This window comes from Streptomyces sp. NPDC006798, assembly GCF_040635975.1.
Classification (GTDB): Bacteria; Actinomycetota; Actinomycetes; order Streptomycetales; family Streptomycetaceae; genus Streptomyces.
Genome location: NZ_JBEYIS010000040.1, coordinates 1 through 19,229 on the forward strand (window position 1 = coordinate 1; position 19,229 = coordinate 19,229).

16 protein-coding genes are annotated in these 19,229 nt (G+C 73.3%); 10 read left to right on the forward strand and 6 right to left on the reverse strand.

Going from position 1 to position 19,229, the window contains the following annotated elements; all coding sequences use genetic code 11:
• The coding region (locus tag ABZ714_RS24535) for a cation:proton antiporter (protein WP_358827472.1) at positions 1-1,262 on the reverse strand (1,262 nt) is incomplete at its 3' end.
• A 55-nt stretch (positions 1,263-1,317) separates the two neighbouring features.
• On the reverse strand, positions 1,318-2,181 hold the full coding sequence (locus ABZ714_RS24540; RefSeq protein WP_358827473.1) for a (2Fe-2S)-binding protein: 864 nt from the start codon (positions 2,179-2,181) through the stop codon (positions 1,318-1,320).
• 743 nt (positions 2,182-2,924) lie between these two features.
• Between ABZ714_RS24540 and ABZ714_RS24545 the strand changes: the two genes are divergently transcribed.
• From ABZ714_RS24545 to tgmB, 7 genes are all read left to right on the forward strand, one after another.
• Entirely contained in the window at positions 2,925-4,193 is a 1,269-nt protein-coding gene (locus ABZ714_RS24545) for an ATP-grasp domain-containing protein (protein ID WP_358827474.1), read from the forward strand.
• The gene (locus ABZ714_RS24550) at positions 4,190-5,962 is read left to right on the forward strand and encodes an IucA/IucC family protein (protein ID WP_358827475.1); all 1,773 of its coding nucleotides are present in this window, start codon (positions 4,190-4,192) and stop codon (positions 5,960-5,962) included. Before ABZ714_RS24545 ends, ABZ714_RS24550 begins: the two co-directional genes overlap by 4 nt.
• A complete protein-coding gene (locus tag ABZ714_RS24555) occupies positions 5,959-7,719 on the forward strand; it encodes an IucA/IucC family protein (RefSeq protein ID WP_358827476.1) in 1,761 nt (586 codons plus the stop codon). The genes ABZ714_RS24550 and ABZ714_RS24555 overlap by 4 nt, the downstream gene beginning before the upstream one ends.
• A complete protein-coding gene (locus ABZ714_RS24560; protein WP_358827477.1) occupies positions 7,716-9,032 on the forward strand; it encodes a type III PLP-dependent enzyme in 1,317 nt (438 codons plus the stop codon). Before ABZ714_RS24555 ends, ABZ714_RS24560 begins: the two co-directional genes overlap by 4 nt.
• Before the next feature lie 233 nt (positions 9,033-9,265).
• Positions 9,266-10,255, forward strand: a complete 990-nt coding sequence (locus ABZ714_RS24565) for a phosphotransferase (protein ID WP_358827478.1) — start codon at positions 9,266-9,268, stop codon at positions 10,253-10,255.
• An 803-nt stretch (positions 10,256-11,058) separates the two neighbouring features.
• Positions 11,059-11,250, forward strand: a complete 192-nt coding sequence (tgmA, locus tag ABZ714_RS24570) for a putative ATP-grasp-modified RiPP (protein ID WP_358827479.1) — start codon at positions 11,059-11,061, stop codon at positions 11,248-11,250.
• A gap of 14 nt (positions 11,251-11,264) precedes the next feature.
• The gene (gene tgmB / locus ABZ714_RS24575) at positions 11,265-12,194 is read left to right on the forward strand and encodes an ATP-grasp ribosomal peptide maturase (RefSeq protein ID WP_358827480.1); all 930 of its coding nucleotides are present in this window, start codon (positions 11,265-11,267) and stop codon (positions 12,192-12,194) included.
• Between the two features lie 93 nt (positions 12,195-12,287).
• On the opposite strand, the gene ABZ714_RS24580 is transcribed toward tgmB, so the two are convergent.
• From ABZ714_RS24580 to ABZ714_RS24590, 3 genes are all read right to left on the reverse strand, one after another.
• Positions 12,288-12,506: a YbdD/YjiX family protein gene (locus tag ABZ714_RS24580; protein ID WP_358827481.1), complete on the reverse strand. Its 219-nt coding sequence runs from the start codon at positions 12,504-12,506 to the stop codon at positions 12,288-12,290.
• Positions 12,503-14,632: a carbon starvation CstA family protein gene (locus ABZ714_RS24585; RefSeq protein ID WP_358827482.1), complete on the reverse strand. Its 2,130-nt coding sequence runs from the start codon at positions 14,630-14,632 to the stop codon at positions 12,503-12,505. Before ABZ714_RS24585 ends, ABZ714_RS24580 begins: the two co-directional genes overlap by 4 nt.
• A 117-nt stretch (positions 14,633-14,749) precedes the next feature.
• A complete protein-coding gene (locus ABZ714_RS24590) occupies positions 14,750-14,989 on the reverse strand; it encodes a DUF3311 domain-containing protein (protein ID WP_358827483.1) in 240 nt (79 codons plus the stop codon).
• A gap of 170 nt (positions 14,990-15,159) precedes the next feature.
• Here ABZ714_RS24590 and ABZ714_RS24595 point away from each other — a divergent pair, with 170 nt between their 5' ends.
• Genes ABZ714_RS24595 through ABZ714_RS24605 form a run of 3 tightly spaced genes read left to right on the forward strand, consistent with a single transcriptional unit; the run spans position 15,160 to position 17,617 of the window.
• A complete protein-coding gene (locus ABZ714_RS24595) occupies positions 15,160-16,716 on the forward strand; it encodes a sodium:solute symporter (RefSeq protein ID WP_358827484.1) in 1,557 nt (518 codons plus the stop codon).
• Positions 16,717-16,766: 50 nt separating this feature from the next.
• Positions 16,767-17,309: a sigma-70 family RNA polymerase sigma factor gene (locus ABZ714_RS24600; protein WP_358827526.1), complete on the forward strand. Its 543-nt coding sequence runs from the start codon at positions 16,767-16,769 to the stop codon at positions 17,307-17,309.
• Positions 17,306-17,617 (forward strand): hypothetical protein, encoded by a 312-nt coding sequence (locus tag ABZ714_RS24605; RefSeq protein WP_358827485.1) that lies wholly within the window; start codon positions 17,306-17,308, stop codon positions 17,615-17,617. The genes ABZ714_RS24600 and ABZ714_RS24605 overlap by 4 nt, the downstream gene beginning before the upstream one ends.
• A 77-nt stretch (positions 17,618-17,694) precedes the next feature.
• Here ABZ714_RS24605 and ABZ714_RS24610 read toward each other — a convergent pair whose 3' ends face one another.
• The gene (locus tag ABZ714_RS24610; protein WP_358827486.1) at positions 17,695-19,020 is read right to left on the reverse strand and encodes a cytochrome P450; all 1,326 of its coding nucleotides are present in this window, start codon (positions 19,018-19,020) and stop codon (positions 17,695-17,697) included.
• Positions 19,021-19,229 lie beyond the last annotated feature (209 nt).

Below are 19,229 nucleotides of genomic sequence, written 5' to 3' on the forward strand. Positions count from 1 at the left end.
CACCTGCTGGGCCGGGAGATGCGGCCGGAGAAGCTGCTGTCGCCGACGGACGAGCCGCTGCACCCGCTGGACGAGCAGGCCGTGACCGAGGTAGCGGTACCGCGACCGGCCCGCAGCCGCAGCGCCAGCGGGGGGAAGAGCAGGACGGACACCATCGCCGCACCCACCAGCGCCGCCGATTCCCCGGACGTCACGGTCCCCTGGTCGAGCCCGATGGTGGTGATGGCGACCACCAGCGGCAGGCAGGTGGCACAGAGCAGGGTCAGCGCCCGGCGGTCCGCCCGTCCCAGGTCGCGGGGTGCCAGCAGGGCCACCGGAAGCCCCCGTACGACCAGGAAGAGCAGCAGGAACAACGGCAGCAGCGCCAGGGCGCGGCCCCCGGCGAGCAGGGCCGCCAGATCGAACTCGATCCCGGTGACCACGAAGAACAGCGGCACCAGGAACCCGAAGCCGAGCGCCTCGATCCGGCCCAGTACCTCGGGGCCGCTCTCCGGCGCCGCGCGGTCGAGGACGATCCGGGTCAGCACCCCCGCCGCGAACGCCCCCAGCAGGGTGTCCAGACCGAACACGGCCGACAGCGCCAGCATCGACACCAGGAGCAGTATCACGAACCGGACGGCGAACTGGCCGCTGCTGTACAGGGTCTCGGTGATCACCCGGGAGAACCACGGCGGGCGCGGCCGGAGCGCCCAGAGCACCGCGAGCGCCGTCACCACGGCGAACCCCGTCAGCAGCACCACCGACTCGGCCGGTCCGCGGCCGCTCAGCAGTACCGCCATGGCGATCACGGGCCCGAACTCGCCGACGGCGCCGAACGCCAGCATCACCGTCCCGAACCGGCCCTTCAGATCGCCCGAGTCCCGCAGTACCGGGAGCACGGTCCCCAGCGCCGTACTGGTGAGAGCCGTCCCGATGACGACGGCCCGGGCCGTATCGCCACCGGCGAGCCCGAGGGCGACGCCCAGCCCGAGGGCGAGCGCCACGAGCCAGGCCCACAGGGCCCGCCGGAGCGTGTCGCCGCGGACGGCGCCCCAGTCGATCTCGTACCCGGCGAGGAAGATGAGCATGGCGAGACCCAGTTGCGAGAGGGTGTCCACGACGGCGTCCGGCTCGGCCCAGCCGAGGACATCGGGCCCGATGAGGATCCCCAGCACGATCTCGAAGACGACCAGCGGGACCCGGATCCAGTGCCCCGCCGCATGGGCCAGCAGGGGCGCCAGCACGGCGGCCGCCATGATCAGGATCAGTGTCTCCGGGCGCATGGGCCCGTGTGTACCAAAGATCCGGATTCATCGGGACGCGCCGCGCGGGGGCGGCTCAGGCGCCCGGCTCCTCCAGGCGCCGCAGCCGCTCCGCGTCGTCCGTCCGGGGGCAGGTCGCGCATGCCGCGTCGGGCCGGATCGCGTAGTAGAGGCAGCACCCCCGGCGGGTCCGGGTCGGATAGCTCCGCCCGTCACGGCCCGTCAGCCGGCGGAAGTCCGCCCCGCCGTGGAACGGGCCGACCGGTCCGGGCAGCAGCAGCCCCGCCTCGTACACGGCCCGCTCCTCGTCGCCCAGCATCCGGCCCGTGTGCCAGACGGCGGAGACCAGATCGTCGCCGACCATGCCCCACAGCGCCCTCGGCCCCCGGCGCAGCCGCGGCCCGAGCGCCGCCAGCAGCGGCCGTACGTGATCGGCCACGGTCTCCCGCAGCCGGTGGCGCAGCGCGTTCTCGTCCGGGGCGACCGTCACCCCCGGCAGCCCCGCCGCCGGATCGTCGGGCAGACAGACGAAGGGGCCCGGTACGACGGCGGGCCCGGCGGTCGTCCGGCTGAACCGGATGTCCTCGGGGCGCGCCAGCGGCACCCGGCGCTCCAGATACCAGGGCCCGGCGATCAGCAGACAAGCCGCCCACAGGCAGGCGTGCAGCGCGCGGGACGCCACCACGTCCGGCCGGGCGGGACGGCCGTGCAGCTCCTCGATCCCGGCCGCCTCGGCCGCCAGAAAGCCCTCGAGCAGTTCGGGGTGGTAGGCGAGTTCGGCTCCCGAGGTCCAGCCCTGGCGGGTGGGGGAGCGGACCGCGGCCACCTCGATCCGGGGCGTCGCCCCGCAGACCGCGGCGAGCCTGCGGTAGGTGGAGTCCATCAGGGTGGAGCAGCTGAGCGCAGCTCCGGCAGGTGCGGGCGCCGGGGCCAGAGGCACGGGGACTACTCCTCACGGGATGGAACGCGTTCGCGGCGCCCGGCCCGAAGGATCCGCGCGGGGCGGCACCGGGACGGCGGCGCGCCACGGCGGGAAGAGCCGTAGGGCGCCGGCGGACGGCGGGGAACGCGAAACGGGCGTGCGGCGGAACGGAAATGCGACAGAACTACAGGGAGATGGAACGGCGAAACGGCTGAAAAGACACACGGTGCTGCGGTGAGACGGCGAAACGGTGAAAATAGCGCAACAGGCATACGAAGGTGCGACAAGCGGTGATACCGCCGGGCGGCGATTCGGCGAAACGAAGGTACGGCGAAACGGTGATGACGCATCAGCGATACGCCGAATCGGTGGTACGGCGCGTCGGTGGTACGGCGGCCCGGAAAGCGGACGGGGCGGTGAAGGTAAGGCTCACCTTAACCACATCGTCCTACGGTGTGCGAACTGAGCCCACGACACGCGGAATTGGCGCGGTTAGGGGTGCCTAACCTAAGCTCCGGCGCATGATCCAGAGCGACCGGACCGCCGCCCGCCGGGCCGATCCGCGGGACGGACGCCCGGTCGCAGCCACGGCCCCCCGCGGGCCCGGAGCGCCCGCCGCGCCGACCGCCGCCGTACCCGCCGAACGGGACCCCGTCCCGCCCGCCCCGGCCCGCGAACGGTCCGCCGACCCCGCCCGGCCCGCTGCCCCGGCTCTCCCCCGTCCCCTCCCCAGCACCTGGGCGCGCGGAAGTATTTCACCCATGCAGACCACGCAGACCCGTCAGTTCCCCCCGGAAGGACCGGCCCCCCGGCCACGGTCCGGCGACCACCACGGCCCGCCGGCCGGACGGCGGATCTACCTTCTCGCCCTCAACCCGACCGACTCGGTCTCCGAGGGCTTCCTCCCCGCCGCCCGCGCCCTCGGCCTCGACGTCACCCTGCTGACCGACCAGCCCGCCGCCCACCGCGACCGGCACCCCGGCCTCGACGTCGTGGAGTGCGACGTCCGCGACCACCACGCCGTCATCAGCGCCGTCACCGCACGCCGCGCTCCCGACGCCGTCTTCAGCAACAGCGACCACCTCCAGGCCACCACGGCCCTGGTCGCCGACTGGTTCGGCCTCCCCGCCAAGGACTGGCGGGCCGCCCTGCGGGTCAAGGACAAGGCCCAGATGCGCCGCGCCCTCGCCGCCACCGGACACGCCGTCCGCAGTGTGGAACTGGCGGCCGGCCAGGACCCGGCCGCGCTCACCGCCGTCCCCTACCCCTGCGTCCTCAAGCCGCGCGAAGGCGTGGCCAGCGAAGACGTCGTCCATATCGCCGACGAGACCGAGTTCCACCGCCGCTGCGCCGAGATCAGGACCCGGCGCCCCGGCGCCGCCCTGGTCGCCGAGGAGTACCTGCCCGGAGCCCTCGGCACCCTGGAGACCCTCGGCGACGGCGACCGCCTCCACGTCATCGGCGGATTCCGGACCGAACTCTCCCCGCTGCCGTACTTCATCGAGGAGCGGCTGACCTACGAACCCGCCCACCCCGCCCCCGTCGTCGCCCAGGTCCTCGACGCCCTCGCCGTCCTCGGCGTCGGCTTCGGCGTCTGCCACACCGAATTCGTCGTCCACCACGGCCGGGCCCGGATCATCGAGGTCAACTACCGGGCCATCGGCGACCAGTGCGATCTGCTCCTCGAACGCCTGATCGGCATTCCCCTCTTCCAGTACGTCCTCCGCGTCCACCTCGGCGAGGAACTCCCCGCCGACCTCGGACTGCGCACCGGCGGCGCCGCCCGGCTGGACTACCCGCTGGCCGACCGGGCCGGCACCCTCACCGCCGCCCCCGGACCCGCCGATCTCACCCTCGGCGACGTCACCCTGACCTACCGTCCGACCCGGGCCGTCGGCGAGACCCACCCCCTCTACGGCACCAACCGCGACTTCCTCGGCATCGTCCGCGCCCTCGGCCCCGACCAGCCCGCCGTCGACCGTGCCGTGGCCGGCTTCCTCGCCCGGCAGAGCTGGGAGATCACCCCGTGACGGACGCCCCCACCCTCCTCGGCGTCCTCGACGCCCTGCTCCGGGAGGACGCCGTCGGCCTCCGGAGCCGTACCACCCGGATCGAACTGCCCGACGGCGCCTGGCTGCGGCTGCCCGCCCCCGGGGACGCCCTGCTGCTGCCCGTACGCACCACCACGCCCGCGTTCCAATACGGCACCCAGGTCCGGCTGCCCCTGCTCCGCCGCGAATCCGACGGCACCGACCTCACCGGCCCGGCCGCCGTCCTCGGCGCGCTCGCCGCCGTCGCCGACCCCCGCGACCGGCCCGGCTTCGCCGCCCTGGAGGCCGAGTGCCGGCAGGCCGACGCGACCGTACGGCTGCACCGCGCCACCGACGAGACCGTACGGAACGACCTCGGCGAACGGTACGGACCCGACCCCGCCCACTGGACCGGACCCGCCGCCGCGCTCGCCTTCGACACTCTCGCCGCCCGGATCGACCACCCCGTCCACCCCACCGGACGAGGCCGCTCCGGATTCACCGAGACCGAGCTACGGGCCTACGCCCCCGAATTCCACCCCCGGTTCCGCCTCCGCTGGCTCGCCGTACCCGACGAAGCCGTCACCGCCACCGGCCGGTTCGACGACATCTGCCCACCCCCCTCCGCCCTCGGCCTGCCCCACCACCTCGACACCACCCACCGCACCCTCCCCGTCCACCCGCTCACCGCGGGCGCGCCCCTGCGCCGGGCCCTGGACGCCACCGGACTCACCGGCCGCGCCGTCCTCGCCGGCCTGCCCCACCACGACGTCGTCCCCACCCTGTCGACCCGGACCGTCTCCCTCGTCCACGACCCCGCGGTCCACCTCAAGATGCCGCTGGCCACCGCCACCCTCGGCGCCCTCAACCGGCGCACCATCAAACCCGGCACCCTCGCCGACGGCGCCGCCGCCCAGCGGCTGATCACCGCCGTCGCCGACCGCGAACCCCGGTTCCGCCACACCGTCCTGCACGCCGACGAAACCGCCTGGGCCCACGCCGGACACGAACTCCTCGCCGTCCTCGTCCGCCGCCCGCCCCCCGGACTCGACCCCGGCACCACCACCGCCGTCCCCCTCGCCGCCCTGCTCGCCCCCGCGCCCGGCGGCGGACTCGTCGTCGACCGGCTCGCCGACCGCTTCCACGGCGGCGACCCCCTCGCCCTCCTCGACGCCGTCCTCACCCTCCTCTTCGACTGGCAGACGACCCTGCTCGGCTACGGCATCGCCCTCGAATCCCACCAGCAGAACATCACCCTGCTCTACGACACCACCGCCTCCCACGGCACCTGCGGCCCCCGCCTCCTCCTCAAGGACAACGACGGCCCCCGCATACATCCCGGCCGGCTGCGCGCCGCCCTCGGCGACGCGGTCGAGGCGACCGGCGTGTTCGAGACGTCCCGCTTCGACGACCGGCGCATCGTCACCGACGACGACCGCGCCCTGCTCGACCTGTTCACCACCATCACCGTCCATCTCTGCGCGGGCGCCTACGCCTTCGGGCTCGCCCGCCGCGGCCATCCGCCGCTCGACCGGCTGCTCGGCCTGATACGGGACCGGCTCGCCGAGGCGGCACAGCGCCTCGGCACGGGCCCCGGAGAGATGGGGGCGCTGCTGCGCGCCCGGGTGCTGGACGCGGCCCGACTGCCCGTCAAGGCCATGGTCACGGCGGGCACCCTGCTGGCCAAGGAGAGATCAGGCGCATTGGACATCAACAAGCACTACACCACCGGACCCAACTATCTGCTGCGGGGGAGTGACCCTCGATGACCAGCACCACATCCGACCGCCCCACCCCCTTCGCCGGGCCCCCGGCCAAACTGCCCACCCCCGAGGAGGCCGTCACCCACACACTCCTCAACTGTCTGCTCCGGGAGGTCTCGGGACCCGAACGCCAGACCGCCGTCAGCGGCGGACGGCTACTGCTGCGGCTGCCGCGCGCCGGAGTACTCCTCCGGGTCGCCCTGCGCCGTACGTCCCTGCTGGGCGCCCACCGCTTCACCGGACCCGTCACCGAGGAACGCGACGGCCGCTGGTCCGCCGTCAACTGGCGGCGCCTCGCCGAATACACCCACACCGAACTGTCGCTGCGCACCGGCGTACCCAACGACGAGTTCCTCGGCCAGATCACCGCCAGCCACCGAGGCGTCTCCTCCGCCCTGCGGGCCCTGCCCCACCCCGGCCCCACCGGTGCCGACCACCGGCTCGCCGCCTATCTCGCCTCCGAGCAGTCCCTCGCCCTCGGCCACCGCTTCCACCCCACGCCCAAAGCCCACAGCGGCGACCCCGCCGCCTGGTCCAGCTACGCCCCCGAAGCCGGGGTCTCCTTCCCGCTGCGCCTGCTCGCCGTCCGCGACCACCTCGTCGCCGAGGAGTACGCCGACCCCGAACCGGGACCGGCCGTACGGGCCCTCGACCGGCTCGCCCCCGTACCGCCCGGCTACCGGCTGCTCCCCGCCCACCCCTGGCAGTACGGCGAACTCGGCCCGGCCCTCGCCCCCCTCATCGCCACCGGAGACATCCTCGACCTCGGCACCGGCCGCCGCCGCTTCACCCCCACGGCCTCCGTCCGCACCCTCTACGACGGCGAGACCTTCCTCAAATTCAGCCTCAACGTCCGCATCACCAACTGCCTCCGCAAGAACGCCGCCTACGAACTCTCCGGCGCCGTCGCCCTCACCCGGCTGCTCGGCCCCGCCCTCGGCGACCTCGCGGACCGCTTCCCCGGCACCGCCGTCCTGCGCGAACCCGCCTACCGCAGCCTCGCCGTCCCCGGACCCGACGGCCGCCCCGTCACCTCGCTCCTCGAAGGCTTCGGCGTGATCGTCCGCGAAGGGCTCGACGGACGGCTCCGGCCCGGCGTCACCCCCCTGCTCGCGGCCTCCGTCGCCGACGAGTACCCCACCGGGCCCGGCCATGTCTCCGCCCTCGGCCCCGCCGCCCACCCGGCGACGGCACTCGCCTGGTGGCGCGCCTACCTCGCCCTGCTGATCCCGCCCGTCCTGGCCGCCTACTTCGACCACGGCCTCGTCCTCGAACCCCACCTCCAGAACGTCGTCGTCGGCATCGGCGACGACGGCCGGCCCGCCCAGATCCTCTTCCGCGACCTGGAGGGCACCAAGCTCCTCCCGGGCCACCACGCCGAAGCCCTGGCCGCCCTTCCGCCGGAAGTGGCCGGACCCATGACCTACGACGCCCGGCGCGGCTGGGACCGCGTCGTCTACTGCCTCCTCGTCAACCATGTCGCCGAACTCCTCGCCGCCCTGGCCGACCTCCACCCGCAGACCGAGGCCGCCCTCTGGTCCGAGGTCCGCCGCACCATCCGGCGGTACGCCGACGAACACGGCTGCCCGCCCGAGCTGAGCGCCCTGCTGGCGGGCGTACCGCTGCCCGCCAAGGCCAACCTCCTCACCCGCTGGGAACGCTCCGCCGACCGCCATGCCGGATATGTCCGGCTGCCCTCGCCGCTCGCCGAGAACGTGCTGCACCAGGCCCACAAGACCGACGCCGAACGGAGCCCGCGATGACCGGCACCACCCCGCCCCCCGTCGCCCCGCCCCTGGAACCCGCGCGTCCGGATCTCGCGAGCCCGGACCCGACGCGCCCGCCGGAGTCCGCCGTCGAGACCCTGGTCCGCTCCCTGCCCGCGAGCGAGCTGCCCGCGTACGTCTACGACCTCCACACCCTGCGCGACCACGCCGCCCGGGTCCGGACGGCCCTCGGCGACCGGATCGAGCTGTACTACGCCGCCAAGGCCAACCCCGACCCCGCGATACTGCGCGCCCTCTCGCCCTGGACCGACGGCTACGAGGTCGCCTCCGGCGGCGAACTCGAGGCGGTGGCCGCCGCCGTCCCCGGCCGCCCGCTCGCCTTCGGCGGCCCCGGCCGGACCCCCGAGGAGACCGCGGCCGCCCTCCGCCGAGGCGTGTCGCTCTTCCATGTCGAAAGCGCCCGTGACCTGCACCAGCTGTCCGCCCTCGCCGACGAGTTCCGGCCGGACGGCGGGCCGCCCGCCGGGGTGCTGCTCCGGGTCAACCTCCCCGTCGCCGGGGGAGTCCCCGCCACCAGCGCCCTCGCCATGGGCGGCAGCCCCTCACCGTTCGGCAGCGACCCCGCCGAAACGGAGGACCTGCTGCGGGAACTCACCGGCGGCGGTCATCCGGGGCTGCGCTGGCGGGGCGTCCACGCCCATCTCGCCAGCGGACTGACCGCATCCGAACACCTCGCCATCGCCCGCTCGGTCGTCGACTGGTCCGCCGCGCTCGCGGCCCGGCACGGAGTGCCGCTGCCCGAGGTCAACGTCGGCGGCGGGATGGCCGTCGACTACACCCGCCCCGGCGACCGCTTCGACTGGGCCGCCCTGGGCACCGGACTGACCCGGCTCGCCGCCGGACACCCCGGCACCGTCCTGCGGATCGAACCCGGCCGGGCCCTGACCGCGTACTGCGGCTGGTACGCCACCGAGGTCATCGATGTGAAACGGAGCCACGGCGAGACCTTCGCGGTCCTCCGCGGCGGCACCCACCATCTGCGCACCCCGGTCACCCGGGGCCACGCCCAGCCCCACACCGTGCTGCCCGTCGGCGACTGGCCCCACCCCTGGCCCCGCCCCACCGCGCCCGCCGAAGGCCCCGTCACCCTCACCGGACAGCTCTGCACCCCCAAGGACGTCCTGGCCCGCGCGGTCGCCGCACCCGGTCTGCGGGCCGGGGACCGGGTGGTCTTCGCCCTCGCGGGGGCGTACGCCTGGAACATCTCGCACCATGACTTCCTGATGCACCCGAAACCCGGCTTCCACCTCATCGGCGCGGAGCCGGAGGACGGCCCGGCCGTGCCTTAGCGCCGACTGAGGCCGCGGGCCCGCGACGCCCGACGGGCCGTCGACGGGACAGGTCCCGAGGGTTGGTGAAACGTGCGACCAGCCCCCGGGCCACCCCGTACCACCGGAAAGGGACACCGGTCGGCGCCGTGCGGCGGCCGGAGTCCCGGCCCCGGCGACGGAACCGGCCGAGTCCGCCCCGGAGCCCGGATATCCATGTGCCCCGGCTCCCCGCCCCGGGTTACCTTCACCCCATGAAAGACCGGCCCGAGGGCATCGACGAATCCGCACTCCGGCGGGCCCTGGACCACTGGGGACCCGGCACCGCCGCCCTCGGCTACGTCCCCCTCGGATTCGGCGACTACCACTGGACGGCCGAGACCCCCTCGGGGCGGCGCTTCGTCACCCTCTCCGACCTGACGGAGAAGTATCACTGCGGGATCGGTCCCGAGGCGGCCTGGCACGGACTGCGCCGGGCCATGGACACCGCCGCCGCACTGGCCGACCGCGGGCTCGGCCCGGCGGACGGCGGATTCGTGGTGGCCCCGCTGCGGACCGCGCGCGGGGAGACGGTCCGCCGGATCGGCGAACGGTACGCGGTCGCCGTCTTCCCCTGGCTCGAAGGCGCGGCGGGCGGCTTCGGCGACGAACCGGCCGCCGATGAGCGCGCCGCCGCCGTCGGAATGCTCGCCGCCCTGCACGGCGAGAAGCCCCCCGCGGCCGCCCGGACCCTCTCGCCCGAACTGTCCGCGCGCGGCAGGCTGGAGGCCGCCCTCGCGGCCGTGGGGGAGCCGTGGACCGGCGGCCCCCGCTCCGAACCCGCCCGAAAGCTCCTCGCGGAGCACGCCGCGGCCGTCCGTGGCCGCCTCGACGACTTCGACCGGCTCGCCGCCCGCGTCCTGGCACGCGGTGCCGCCCCGGTCGTCACCCATGGCGAACCCCACCCCGGGAACATCCTGCGCCACGGCGACCGCCGGTTCCTCCTGGACTGGGACACCGCGGGACTCGCCCTCCCCGAACGCGATCTGTGGCTGGTCGCCCGGGACGACGCCGACCTCGACCGGTACGCCCGGCTCACCGGCCGGGTGCCGGACCCCGACGCCCTGGCGCTCTACCGGCTGCGGTGGAGCCTGGAGGACGTCGACGCCTTCGTCGCCTGGTTCCGCGCGCCGCACACCGCGACGGCCGATCTGGAACAGGCCTGGCGGGGATTCTCCGACACCGTGAATATGCTGCTGTCCTGACGGGGGAGTACGGGGCGCCCCGCGTTCCCGTACAGGACACCCGCACACCGCCTTCCCGCCCATTCCCGCCGAACACCCGCCCGGCGGCGATCCCCGGCGGGCCGGTCCGGTGATAGCGCTTGCCACCGGGCGAATGCCCGTACGGCCGGAACGTTCTCCGGTGTGCGGCGCGATGCGTACGCGAACGTATCTGAAATGCGTCTTTTGCCGTCCCTGTATGCCGTGCGAGTGACGATCCCGGCACGATCGGTGGTGCGCACCGGCGAAAATCGCCAAGCCGTGTGCGAGCCTGGTAGCGGCATGTCGTACGCCCGCAGTCGCGGGGCCGTGACAAGGACGGGGGAGCACGGCCCATTCGCGGACGACCCGCGCCGTCTGCCGGGCAGCGGAACCGCGCTCCGGTATTTCCGTGGCCACCGGGTCACGGACGGGCAGAACTCACCGAAGAGAAACGCGCCATCACACTCTGTTTATCCAACAGCGGAGGTGTGGGAGTGAATTGCGGGGTGATCGGGGCCGGTGTGGCCGGTGAGTCAGATGGTGACGGATGTCACTCCACTTTCCGGTGCACGAAATTGCCGGTTCAAGCGTCTCCTTGTGTGACAGGAAAACGTCAACGGCCCTTCGGTGTCGTCGTGTTCGCCGTCGCATATGCGGTCGGGGAGTCGGTCGGACGTTTCCTGGCGAGCTTTTTCCGCAATATGACGGACCGTGATGAACTGGCTACATCGCGGTCGCGTATTGCTCCTTACGCGGTCACACAGTGGCCCGAGAACAGTCCCGAGCGGGGCAGGGAGAAAAGCATGAAACCGTTCGCGTGGAACTACGCACGTCCGGCCGAGCTGTCGCCCGTCGTCGATCAGTACTCGTACGACGCCACCCTCCAGCTGAACGTCCTGCCGGACGGTCGCCCCGCCATCATGGACCGGGCCCTGCTGGCCGCGGTCGGCACCACCACATCGACGGCGGGTTCCGCGACCCACTTCGACGACTGACGCCCCGAACGACAATGACGGTGCTGATCCTGACCAGCGAGCAGGACGTGACCGCGGACATGGTGGTGGCGCAGCTCCACAAACGCGGCGTCCCCCTCGTCCGGTTCGACCCCGGCGACCTTCCGGGCGAGGGTACGCTCTCCGCCGAGTACGTCCGGGGCGAGTTCCGCGGCTATCTGTCCACCGGCGGGCGTGTGGTCAGCATGGACAGCCTGCGCGCCATCTGGGTGCGCAGGCCCGGCGAACCGGCCGAGCGGGCGCCCGAGCCGTCCCCGTGGCTGACCGCCGAAAGCGGACAGGCGCTCTACGGCATGCTGCACAGTACGACCGCACGCTGGATGAACGAGCCCGGCGCGGCTGCCAGGGCCCGGCTGAAGCCGTGGCAGCTGCGGATCGCCCACCGCAGCGGCTTCCCGGTACCCGCGACCGTGATCACCACCTATCCGCAGGTGGCCCGGCAGTTCGCGGACCAGTACCGGCATGTGGTGGTGAAGGCGGTATCGGGCAAACCGCCCAGCGACCCCCCGATGGCGCTGCCGACCACCCTGGTACCGCCGGACGCGGACTTCTCCGAGGTGGCCGCGGGGCCGACCCTGCTCCAGCGGTATGTCGCCAAGGAGGCCGATATCCGGCTGACCGTGGTGGGGGACGAACTGTTCGCCGCCCGGAAGGTGGCCGCCCCGGGGCAGGTCGACGGCCGGTACGGCGAGACCGGGCACACCTGGGCGGCGGTTCCGGTGCCCGACCGGGTCCGCCGTGCCGTCGTCCGCTATATGGAGCTGGCGCACCTCGCCTACGGTGCCTTCGACTTCGCCGAGGACGCCGAGGGCACCTGGTGGTTCCTGGAGTGCAACCAGGGCGGCCAGTTCGGCTTCGTGGAGCTGGAGACCGAACAGCCGGTGGCCGACGCGGTCGCCGAGTGGCTGTCGGCCCCGGCGGAGTGAGACCGGGGCGCCTCGCGGTACGGCCCCGGGGACCACGGCCGCCGCCCGCTTCCACGGGCGGCGGCGCGTTCGGTCGCGTACGGACGCGGCCGGTCAGCAGCAGCGGGACTGCGGGGCCTCCTCCAGCCGCCGGGCCCGCTGCCGCTGGAACTCCCGCCGCGACGGCACCGGCACGTCCGGCCGGGTCCTGCGGTGATGGGCGCGGTACTTCTCGTAGGCCGAATCGCCGCTGACCTCCCGCAGATACCAGCGCGCGGTCCGCAGCCAGCCCCGCAGCCGGCCGCCGGGCGTGGTGACCGCCGGGGCGCTCATTCCCGGACCACCGCCTTCTCGGCCCCGGCCCCGGCCGGCGCGTCGAGCCGGGAGGCGACGTACGGGGACTCGGTGGTCGGCGGCAGCTCCGGCGCGCGGAGGGTACGGACGCAGATCACCGCCGCGTTGACGACCACCACCGTCACCAGCAGGACGAACAGGATGATCAGCACCCCGTCCACGGTGGAGTTGAGCACGATGGTGTCCATGTCGTCGGCGCTCTTCGCCGGAGCCAGGACCTTCCCCGCGTCGGCGGCGTCGGCGAACTTGTCCCGCTGGGCGAAGAAGCCCACCCGGGGATCGGGCGAGAAGACCTTCTGCCAGCTCGCGGTGAAGGTGACCGCGACGGTGAACGCCAGCGGCACCCCCGTCACCCAGGCCCACCGGAACCGGCCCGACTTGATCAGCAGGGTCGTCGCCACGGTCAGCGCCACCGCCGCCAGAAGCTGGTTCGCGATCCCGAACAACGGGAAGAGCTGGTTGATCCCGCCCAGCGGATCCGTCGCCCCGGCATAGAGGAAGTACCCCCAGCCGCCGACCACCAGCGCGCTCGCCAGCCAGATCCCGGGCTTCCAGTTGACCCGGCCCATCGGCTTCCACACATTGCCCAGCATGTCCTGGAGCATGAAACGGCCCACCCGGGTACCCGCGTCGACCGTGGTCAGAATGAACAACGCCTCGAACATGATGGCGAAGTGGTACCAGAACGCCTTCATGCCCTCGCCGCCGATGACATCGGAGAAGATCTGCGCCATCCCGACCGCGAGCGTCGGCGCGCCACCGGTCCTGGCGACCAGGGTGGACTCCTCCACGGCCTCGGCGGCCGCCGTGAGATCGGCGGGCGAGATGGTGAACCCCAGATTCGCCACCGCCGCCGAGGCCGACTCCACCGAATCGCCCAGCATCCCGGCGGGCGCGTTCATCGCGTAGTAGAGCCCCGGGTCGAGCACCGCCGCGGCGATCAGCGCCATCACGGCCACGAACGACTCCATCAGCATGGCGCCGTAACCGATCGCCCGGACCTGGGACTCCTTGGCGATCAGCTTCGGCGTGGTGCCCGACGAGACGAGGGCGTGGAAGCCGGAGAGGGCTCCGCAGGCGATAGTGATGAAGAGGAACGGGAAGAGGGAGCCCGCGAAGACCGGACCGTCACCGGTCGAGGCGAACTTGCTCACGGCGTCCGCCTGGAGTGAGGGCGCCGCGAAGACCACCCCGAGCGCCAGCAGGGCGATGGTGCCGATCTTCATAAAGGTCGAGAGGTAGTCCCGGGGCGCCAGCAGCATCCACACCGGGAGCACGGAGGCCACGAATCCGTACACCACCAGACAGAACACCAGCGTCTTCGGGCTCAGGGTGAAGGTGTCGGCCAGCGACGACTCCTGGATCCAGCCGCCGCCCACGATCGCCAGCAGCAGCAGCGCGACCCCGATCAGACTGGTCTCCAGCACCCGGCCGGGCCGCAGGATGTGCAGATAGAACCCCATGAACAGGGCGATCGGAATGGTCATCGCCACCGAGAAGGTGCCCCAGGGCGAATGCGCCAGCGCGTTCACCACGACCAGTGCCAGCACCGCCAGCAGAATGATCATGATGGCGAAGACGGCGATCAGCGCGGCCGTGCCGCCGACCTTGCCGATCTCCTCCCGGGCCATCTGCCCGAGGCTCTTGCCGTCCCGCCGCATCGAGAGGAAGAGCACCACCATGTCCTGGACGGCACCGGCGAAGATGACGCCGAAGACGATCCAGATCGTCCCCGGCAGATAGCCCATCTGCACCGCCAGCACCGGACCCACCAGCGGCCCGGCGCCCGCGATCGCGGCGAAGTGGTGACCGAGCAGCACCCGCCGGTCGGTGGGCTGGTAGTCGACACCGTCCTCCAGCCGCTCGGCGGGCGTCGCCCGGGTGTCGTCCGGCTTCAGCACCCGGTCGACGACGAAACGCGAGTAGAAGCGGTAGGCGATGGCGTACGAACCCAGCGCGGCGGCCACCAGCCAGACGGCCGAGATCTCCTCACCGCGCGAGAGCGCCAGAACACCCCAGCACAGGGCGCCGACGACGGCGACCGAGGTCCAGATCAGGATCGATTTCGGATTCGCCCGGAGCGGCGAAACGGGGGAGCGGGACACACGGGCTCCTTGACATGACGTGAGACGGCTACGACGACAAAGGCAACTAAAAAAATAAATAACGGGACAGGGGGCAAAGGGGACTGAAGGGGACGGATTCCTCCGGGGGGCGACGGCTCACAGCGGTGAACGGCGCGGCCGAGTCAGCAGATGCGCCGCCAGCAACCCCAGGGAACAGCCGGGCACCCACGCGAGCTGGTACCAGTAGAAGAACGGGACCCCCGCGAGCGAGGGCCGCCCGGTGGCGTACGACGGCACCCACAGCAGCGCGACCACCGGCGCCAGCAGGACCGCCGAGGCCAGGAGGCGCCGCGTCCGGGACGGCGGACCCCCGGCCCGCCGTACCTCTCCTGCCATGGTTCCTCCGCACTTGTCCGCCGGCGGGCTCGGTGTTCCGGCCGGTCTGTGCAAGAGTTGCCGGTCACCGCGGTTCGGTTGACAGGGAGGGCCGGGGGATTTTCCCCGGCCGCGGGGACGAGTACTCGGACGGGACCGGTGGCGCCGGACCCGGGCCAGGGGGGTGGACGATGAGCGCGACCGCCGTCGCCGCGGCCTTCGCCGCCGTCGTCGGCGCCGCGTCCCTGCTGGCCGCGGCCGCCCCGAGGCTGCGCGCCGCCGACACCCTGCCCTCTCTCGACGGCTGGGCCCTCGCCGACCGGGGCCTCGGCCCCGGCTGGACCTGGCTGCTGCTCGGCGGCACGATCTTCACCGCGTACACCTTCACCGCGGTCCCCGGTCTCGCCTACGGCAACGGCGCGCTGGCCTTCTTCGCCGTCCCCTATACCGTCATCGTCTGCCCGCTGGCCTTCGTCCTGCTGCCCCGGCTCTGGGCGGCGGCCCGGGAACACGGCAGTGTCACCGTCGCCGACCTGGTCAGGGCCCGCTACGGCTCCCCGGCGCTCGAACTCGCCGTCGCCCTCACCGGCATCCTCGCCACCATGCCCTATCTGGCCCTCCAACTCCTCGGCATCCGCGCCGTCCTGGACGCCGGAGGACTGACCCCGGCCGCCTCGGCCGCCGCCGATCTGCTGATGGTCGCCCTCTTCGCCGGACTCGCCGTCGCCACCTACCGGCACGGCCTCCGCGCCCCCGCCGTGATCTCCGGCTTCAAGGGAGCCGCCGTACTCGCCTCCGTGATCGCCCTGGTCTGGCTGGTCCTCGACCGGTTCGGCGGCCCCGGCGGGGTCTTCGCCTCCGCCGCCGCCGAACGCGCCGCCCACGGCCACGACCCCGACACGGCCCTGCTGCTGACGGCGGGCCAGCAGCCCGCCTTCGCCACCCTCGCCCTCGGCTCCGCCCTCGCCCTGCTGATGTACCCCCACGTCCTCACCGTCGGCTTCGCCGCCTCGGGCCCCCGCGCCCTGCGCCGGGCCACCATCGCCCTGCCCGCCTGGACCGCCGTCCTCGCCGTCTTCGGCCTGCTCGGGATCGCCGCCGTCGCCGCCGGGGTCCGCACCCCGCCCGGCGCCGCCGAATCAGCCGTTCCCCTGCTGGTGGAACGGCTGATGCCCGCCCCGCTCGCCGGACTCGTCCTCGGCGCCATCACCGTCGGGGCCCTGGTCCCCGCCGCGGTGATGTCGGTCGCCGCGGCCACCCTCTTCGTCCGCAATGTGTATGTGGCCCGGATCCAGCCCACCGCCACCCCGAAGCACCAGGTACGGATCGCCCGCACGGTCTCCCTCACCGCCAAGGCGGGCGCCGTCGCCTTCGTCTTCGGCCTCCGGGACCAGGCCGCCGTCAACCTCCAACTGCTCGGCGGCGTCTGGATCCTCCAGATACTCCCCGCCGTCGTCCTCGGCCTCTGCGCCCGGCGGCCCAGGCCGGGTCCCCTGCTCGCGGGCTGGGCGGCGGGTATGGCGTTCGGCACCCTCGCCGTCGTGCGGGAGGGCTTCTCGTCCGTGGTTCCCCTCCCCGTCGCCCTCCCCGGTACGGGCGGCGCCCCGCCCGAGGTGTACGCGGGACTCGCCGCCCTCGTCCTCAACGCCGCCGTCACCGCCGCGGCCTCCGCCCTGCCCGGACGCCGCGCCCCGGCCCCCGGCCCGGCGCCCGCACCCCGACCGGACCCGGGACGGAGCACCCCGTGAGACGGACCCCGCGCGCCGCGCGCACCCTGACGGCCCCCGCCCAGCCCCCCGTGGTGACCGGCGGCGACCCGGCCGTCGCCGACGACGGCGATACGGAACGCGAGGCAGCCCTCGCCCGGCTGTTCGAGCTCCACTACACCTCGATGCTGAGGCTCGCCACCCTGCTGGGCGCCGACGATCCGGAGAACATCGTCGCCGAGGCGTACTACGAGCTGTACCGCCGCTGGCGCCGGCTGCGCAGCGCCGAGAGGGCCGAGTCGTATCTGCGCTCCGTCGTCTGCAATCTGACCCGGATGCGGATCCGCCATCTCCAGGTCGTCCGCCGCCACACCCGTAGAACCGACAGCGGCACGGAGCCCGCCGCCGTCGCCTCGGCCGAACACACCGCCCTCCTCCACGACGACCAGCGGGCACTGATCCACGCCCTGCGGCGACTGCCGCCCCGCCAGCGCGAGGCGCTGGTCCTGCGGCACTGGATGGGACTCAAGGAGGGGGAGATAGCCGAGGCCATGGGCATCTCACCGGGTTCGGTCAAGACCCACACCGCGCGCGGGATCGCCGCACTGACGCAGGTCATGGAGAACCGCCGATGAACAGCCGTCCCACCGGGCCAGCGAACCGCCCGGACACCCACGACACCGAGGACCGGCTCCGCGAGGCGATGGAGGCCCTCGCGGGCGGGGTGCACGCCGCTCCCGACGCGTACCGCGCCGCCCGCGGGACCTGGCGGCGGCGCGAGCGCCGCCGGCGTCTGGTGCTCACCCTCCTGATCGTCACCGTCTTCGCCCTCGCCGTACTCGCCGGGCTCCAGGTGCTCAACGCGGCACCCGCCGGCTCCGGCGGCACCTTCCACGACGATCCGCCCGGCCCGTCCGCACCGGCCGCGCCCGGGCCCCGCTGACGGTGCCCAGTTCCCGGACGCCGTGATGAGAGGGCACGGGCGGCGGCCCATTCGTACGGCTCCGACCGGCGCGTCCCTCACCCCCGGGGTGTGACCACCATCGTCGCCCCCTCGGCCCGGGGGATCGTGGACGCCACCTCGCGGGGCCCGGCGCCGTCCGCCGGGACCAGCCGCCACCGCGCCAGGATCGTCGCCAGCGCGATCGTCGCCTCCGTATAGGTGTAGAGGTCCCCGATGCACTTCCGGCTGCCCGCCCCGAACGGGATGTACGCCTCCCGCCCCAGCCCGGCCGCCCGCTGACGCTCCGGCAGCCAGCGGTCGGGATCGTACGCCTCCGGATTCTCGTACACCCGCCCGTCCCGGTGGATCGCGTACAGACTGAACGCGACCTCCGCCCCCGCGGGCAGCCGGTGTCCGGCCAGTTCCACCGGCTCGGTACTGCGCCGCATCAGCAGCGTGACGCTGTGCAGCCGGATCGCCTCGTCCAGCGCCCGGCGCAACGCGGGCAGCCGCGGTACGTCCCCGATCGTCACCGGCCCGTCGCCGACCACCGACCGCACCTCGGCGGCGACCGCCGCCTCGGCCTCCGGGTGGCGGCCGAGTTCGGCCAGCGTCCACGACAGGGCCGCCGTCGTCGTCTCCACCCCGGCGAAGAGGATCGTACTCAGCTCGTCCCTGATCTCCGTGTCGTCCAGCCGCCCGTCGTCCTCCGCGTCCCGGGCCGCCAGCAGCAGCGACAGCAGATCGCCCCGCTCCGGAGCGGCGCCGTCGCGGGCGCCGAGGATCGTCTCGTCGATCACCGCGCGCAGCCGGGCCGCGGCCGCGTCGAAGTCACGGTTGGGGCGGATCGGGATCCGGTCCAGCAGCCGCGGCGAGGCCGCCCGTACCAGCAGATGGTTGAGGAGGACCGGCAGGTTGTCCCGTACCGCCGCCACCGCGGGCCGGCCGAACTCCGTCGAGAACATGGTCGAAGCCAGCGTCTCCACCGCATAGGTGCTCATCACCCGTTCGACTTCGATCCGCTGGCCGGGCCGCCACGACTCCACCAGCTCGGCCGCCTTGCGGCTCATCGTCCCCGAGTACTCCTCGATGTGCTGCCGGGAGAACATCGGCTGCATCAGCCTGCGGTGCCTGCGGTGGTACTCGCCGTCCGCGGTCGCCAGCCCGTTCCCCGCCAGCGGCCGCAGCCGTTCGAAGAACCGTCCCTTCTCGAAGCTTCGCCCCTTCGCCGTCAGGATCTCGTAGACCAGCTCCGACGAGGTCGCGACGTAGACCGGGAGCGTGCCCACGTCCAGCCGGACCAGATCGCCGTACCGGCCCAGTGAGTTCAGCAGACCGAGCGGATCGCGCCAGAGCCGCAGGGCGTGCCCCACCAGCGGAAGCGCCCCGGGCGCGCGCGGCACCGACCTCGTCCCGGCCGACCGTGAAACCTCTGCCACCACGAACCCCCAACCGATCCACGAACTCGAAGACACCCGAGGAAACTCGAGAAGAGCCCGACAGCGATGAACCCTCCATGACCATCCGCGCACCCGCCGGCCGAGGTACCGCCCCACCGGGGTGCCGAGGAGATCACATCACCGGGAGCCCGCTCGTGCGAGCGGTTCCGCGG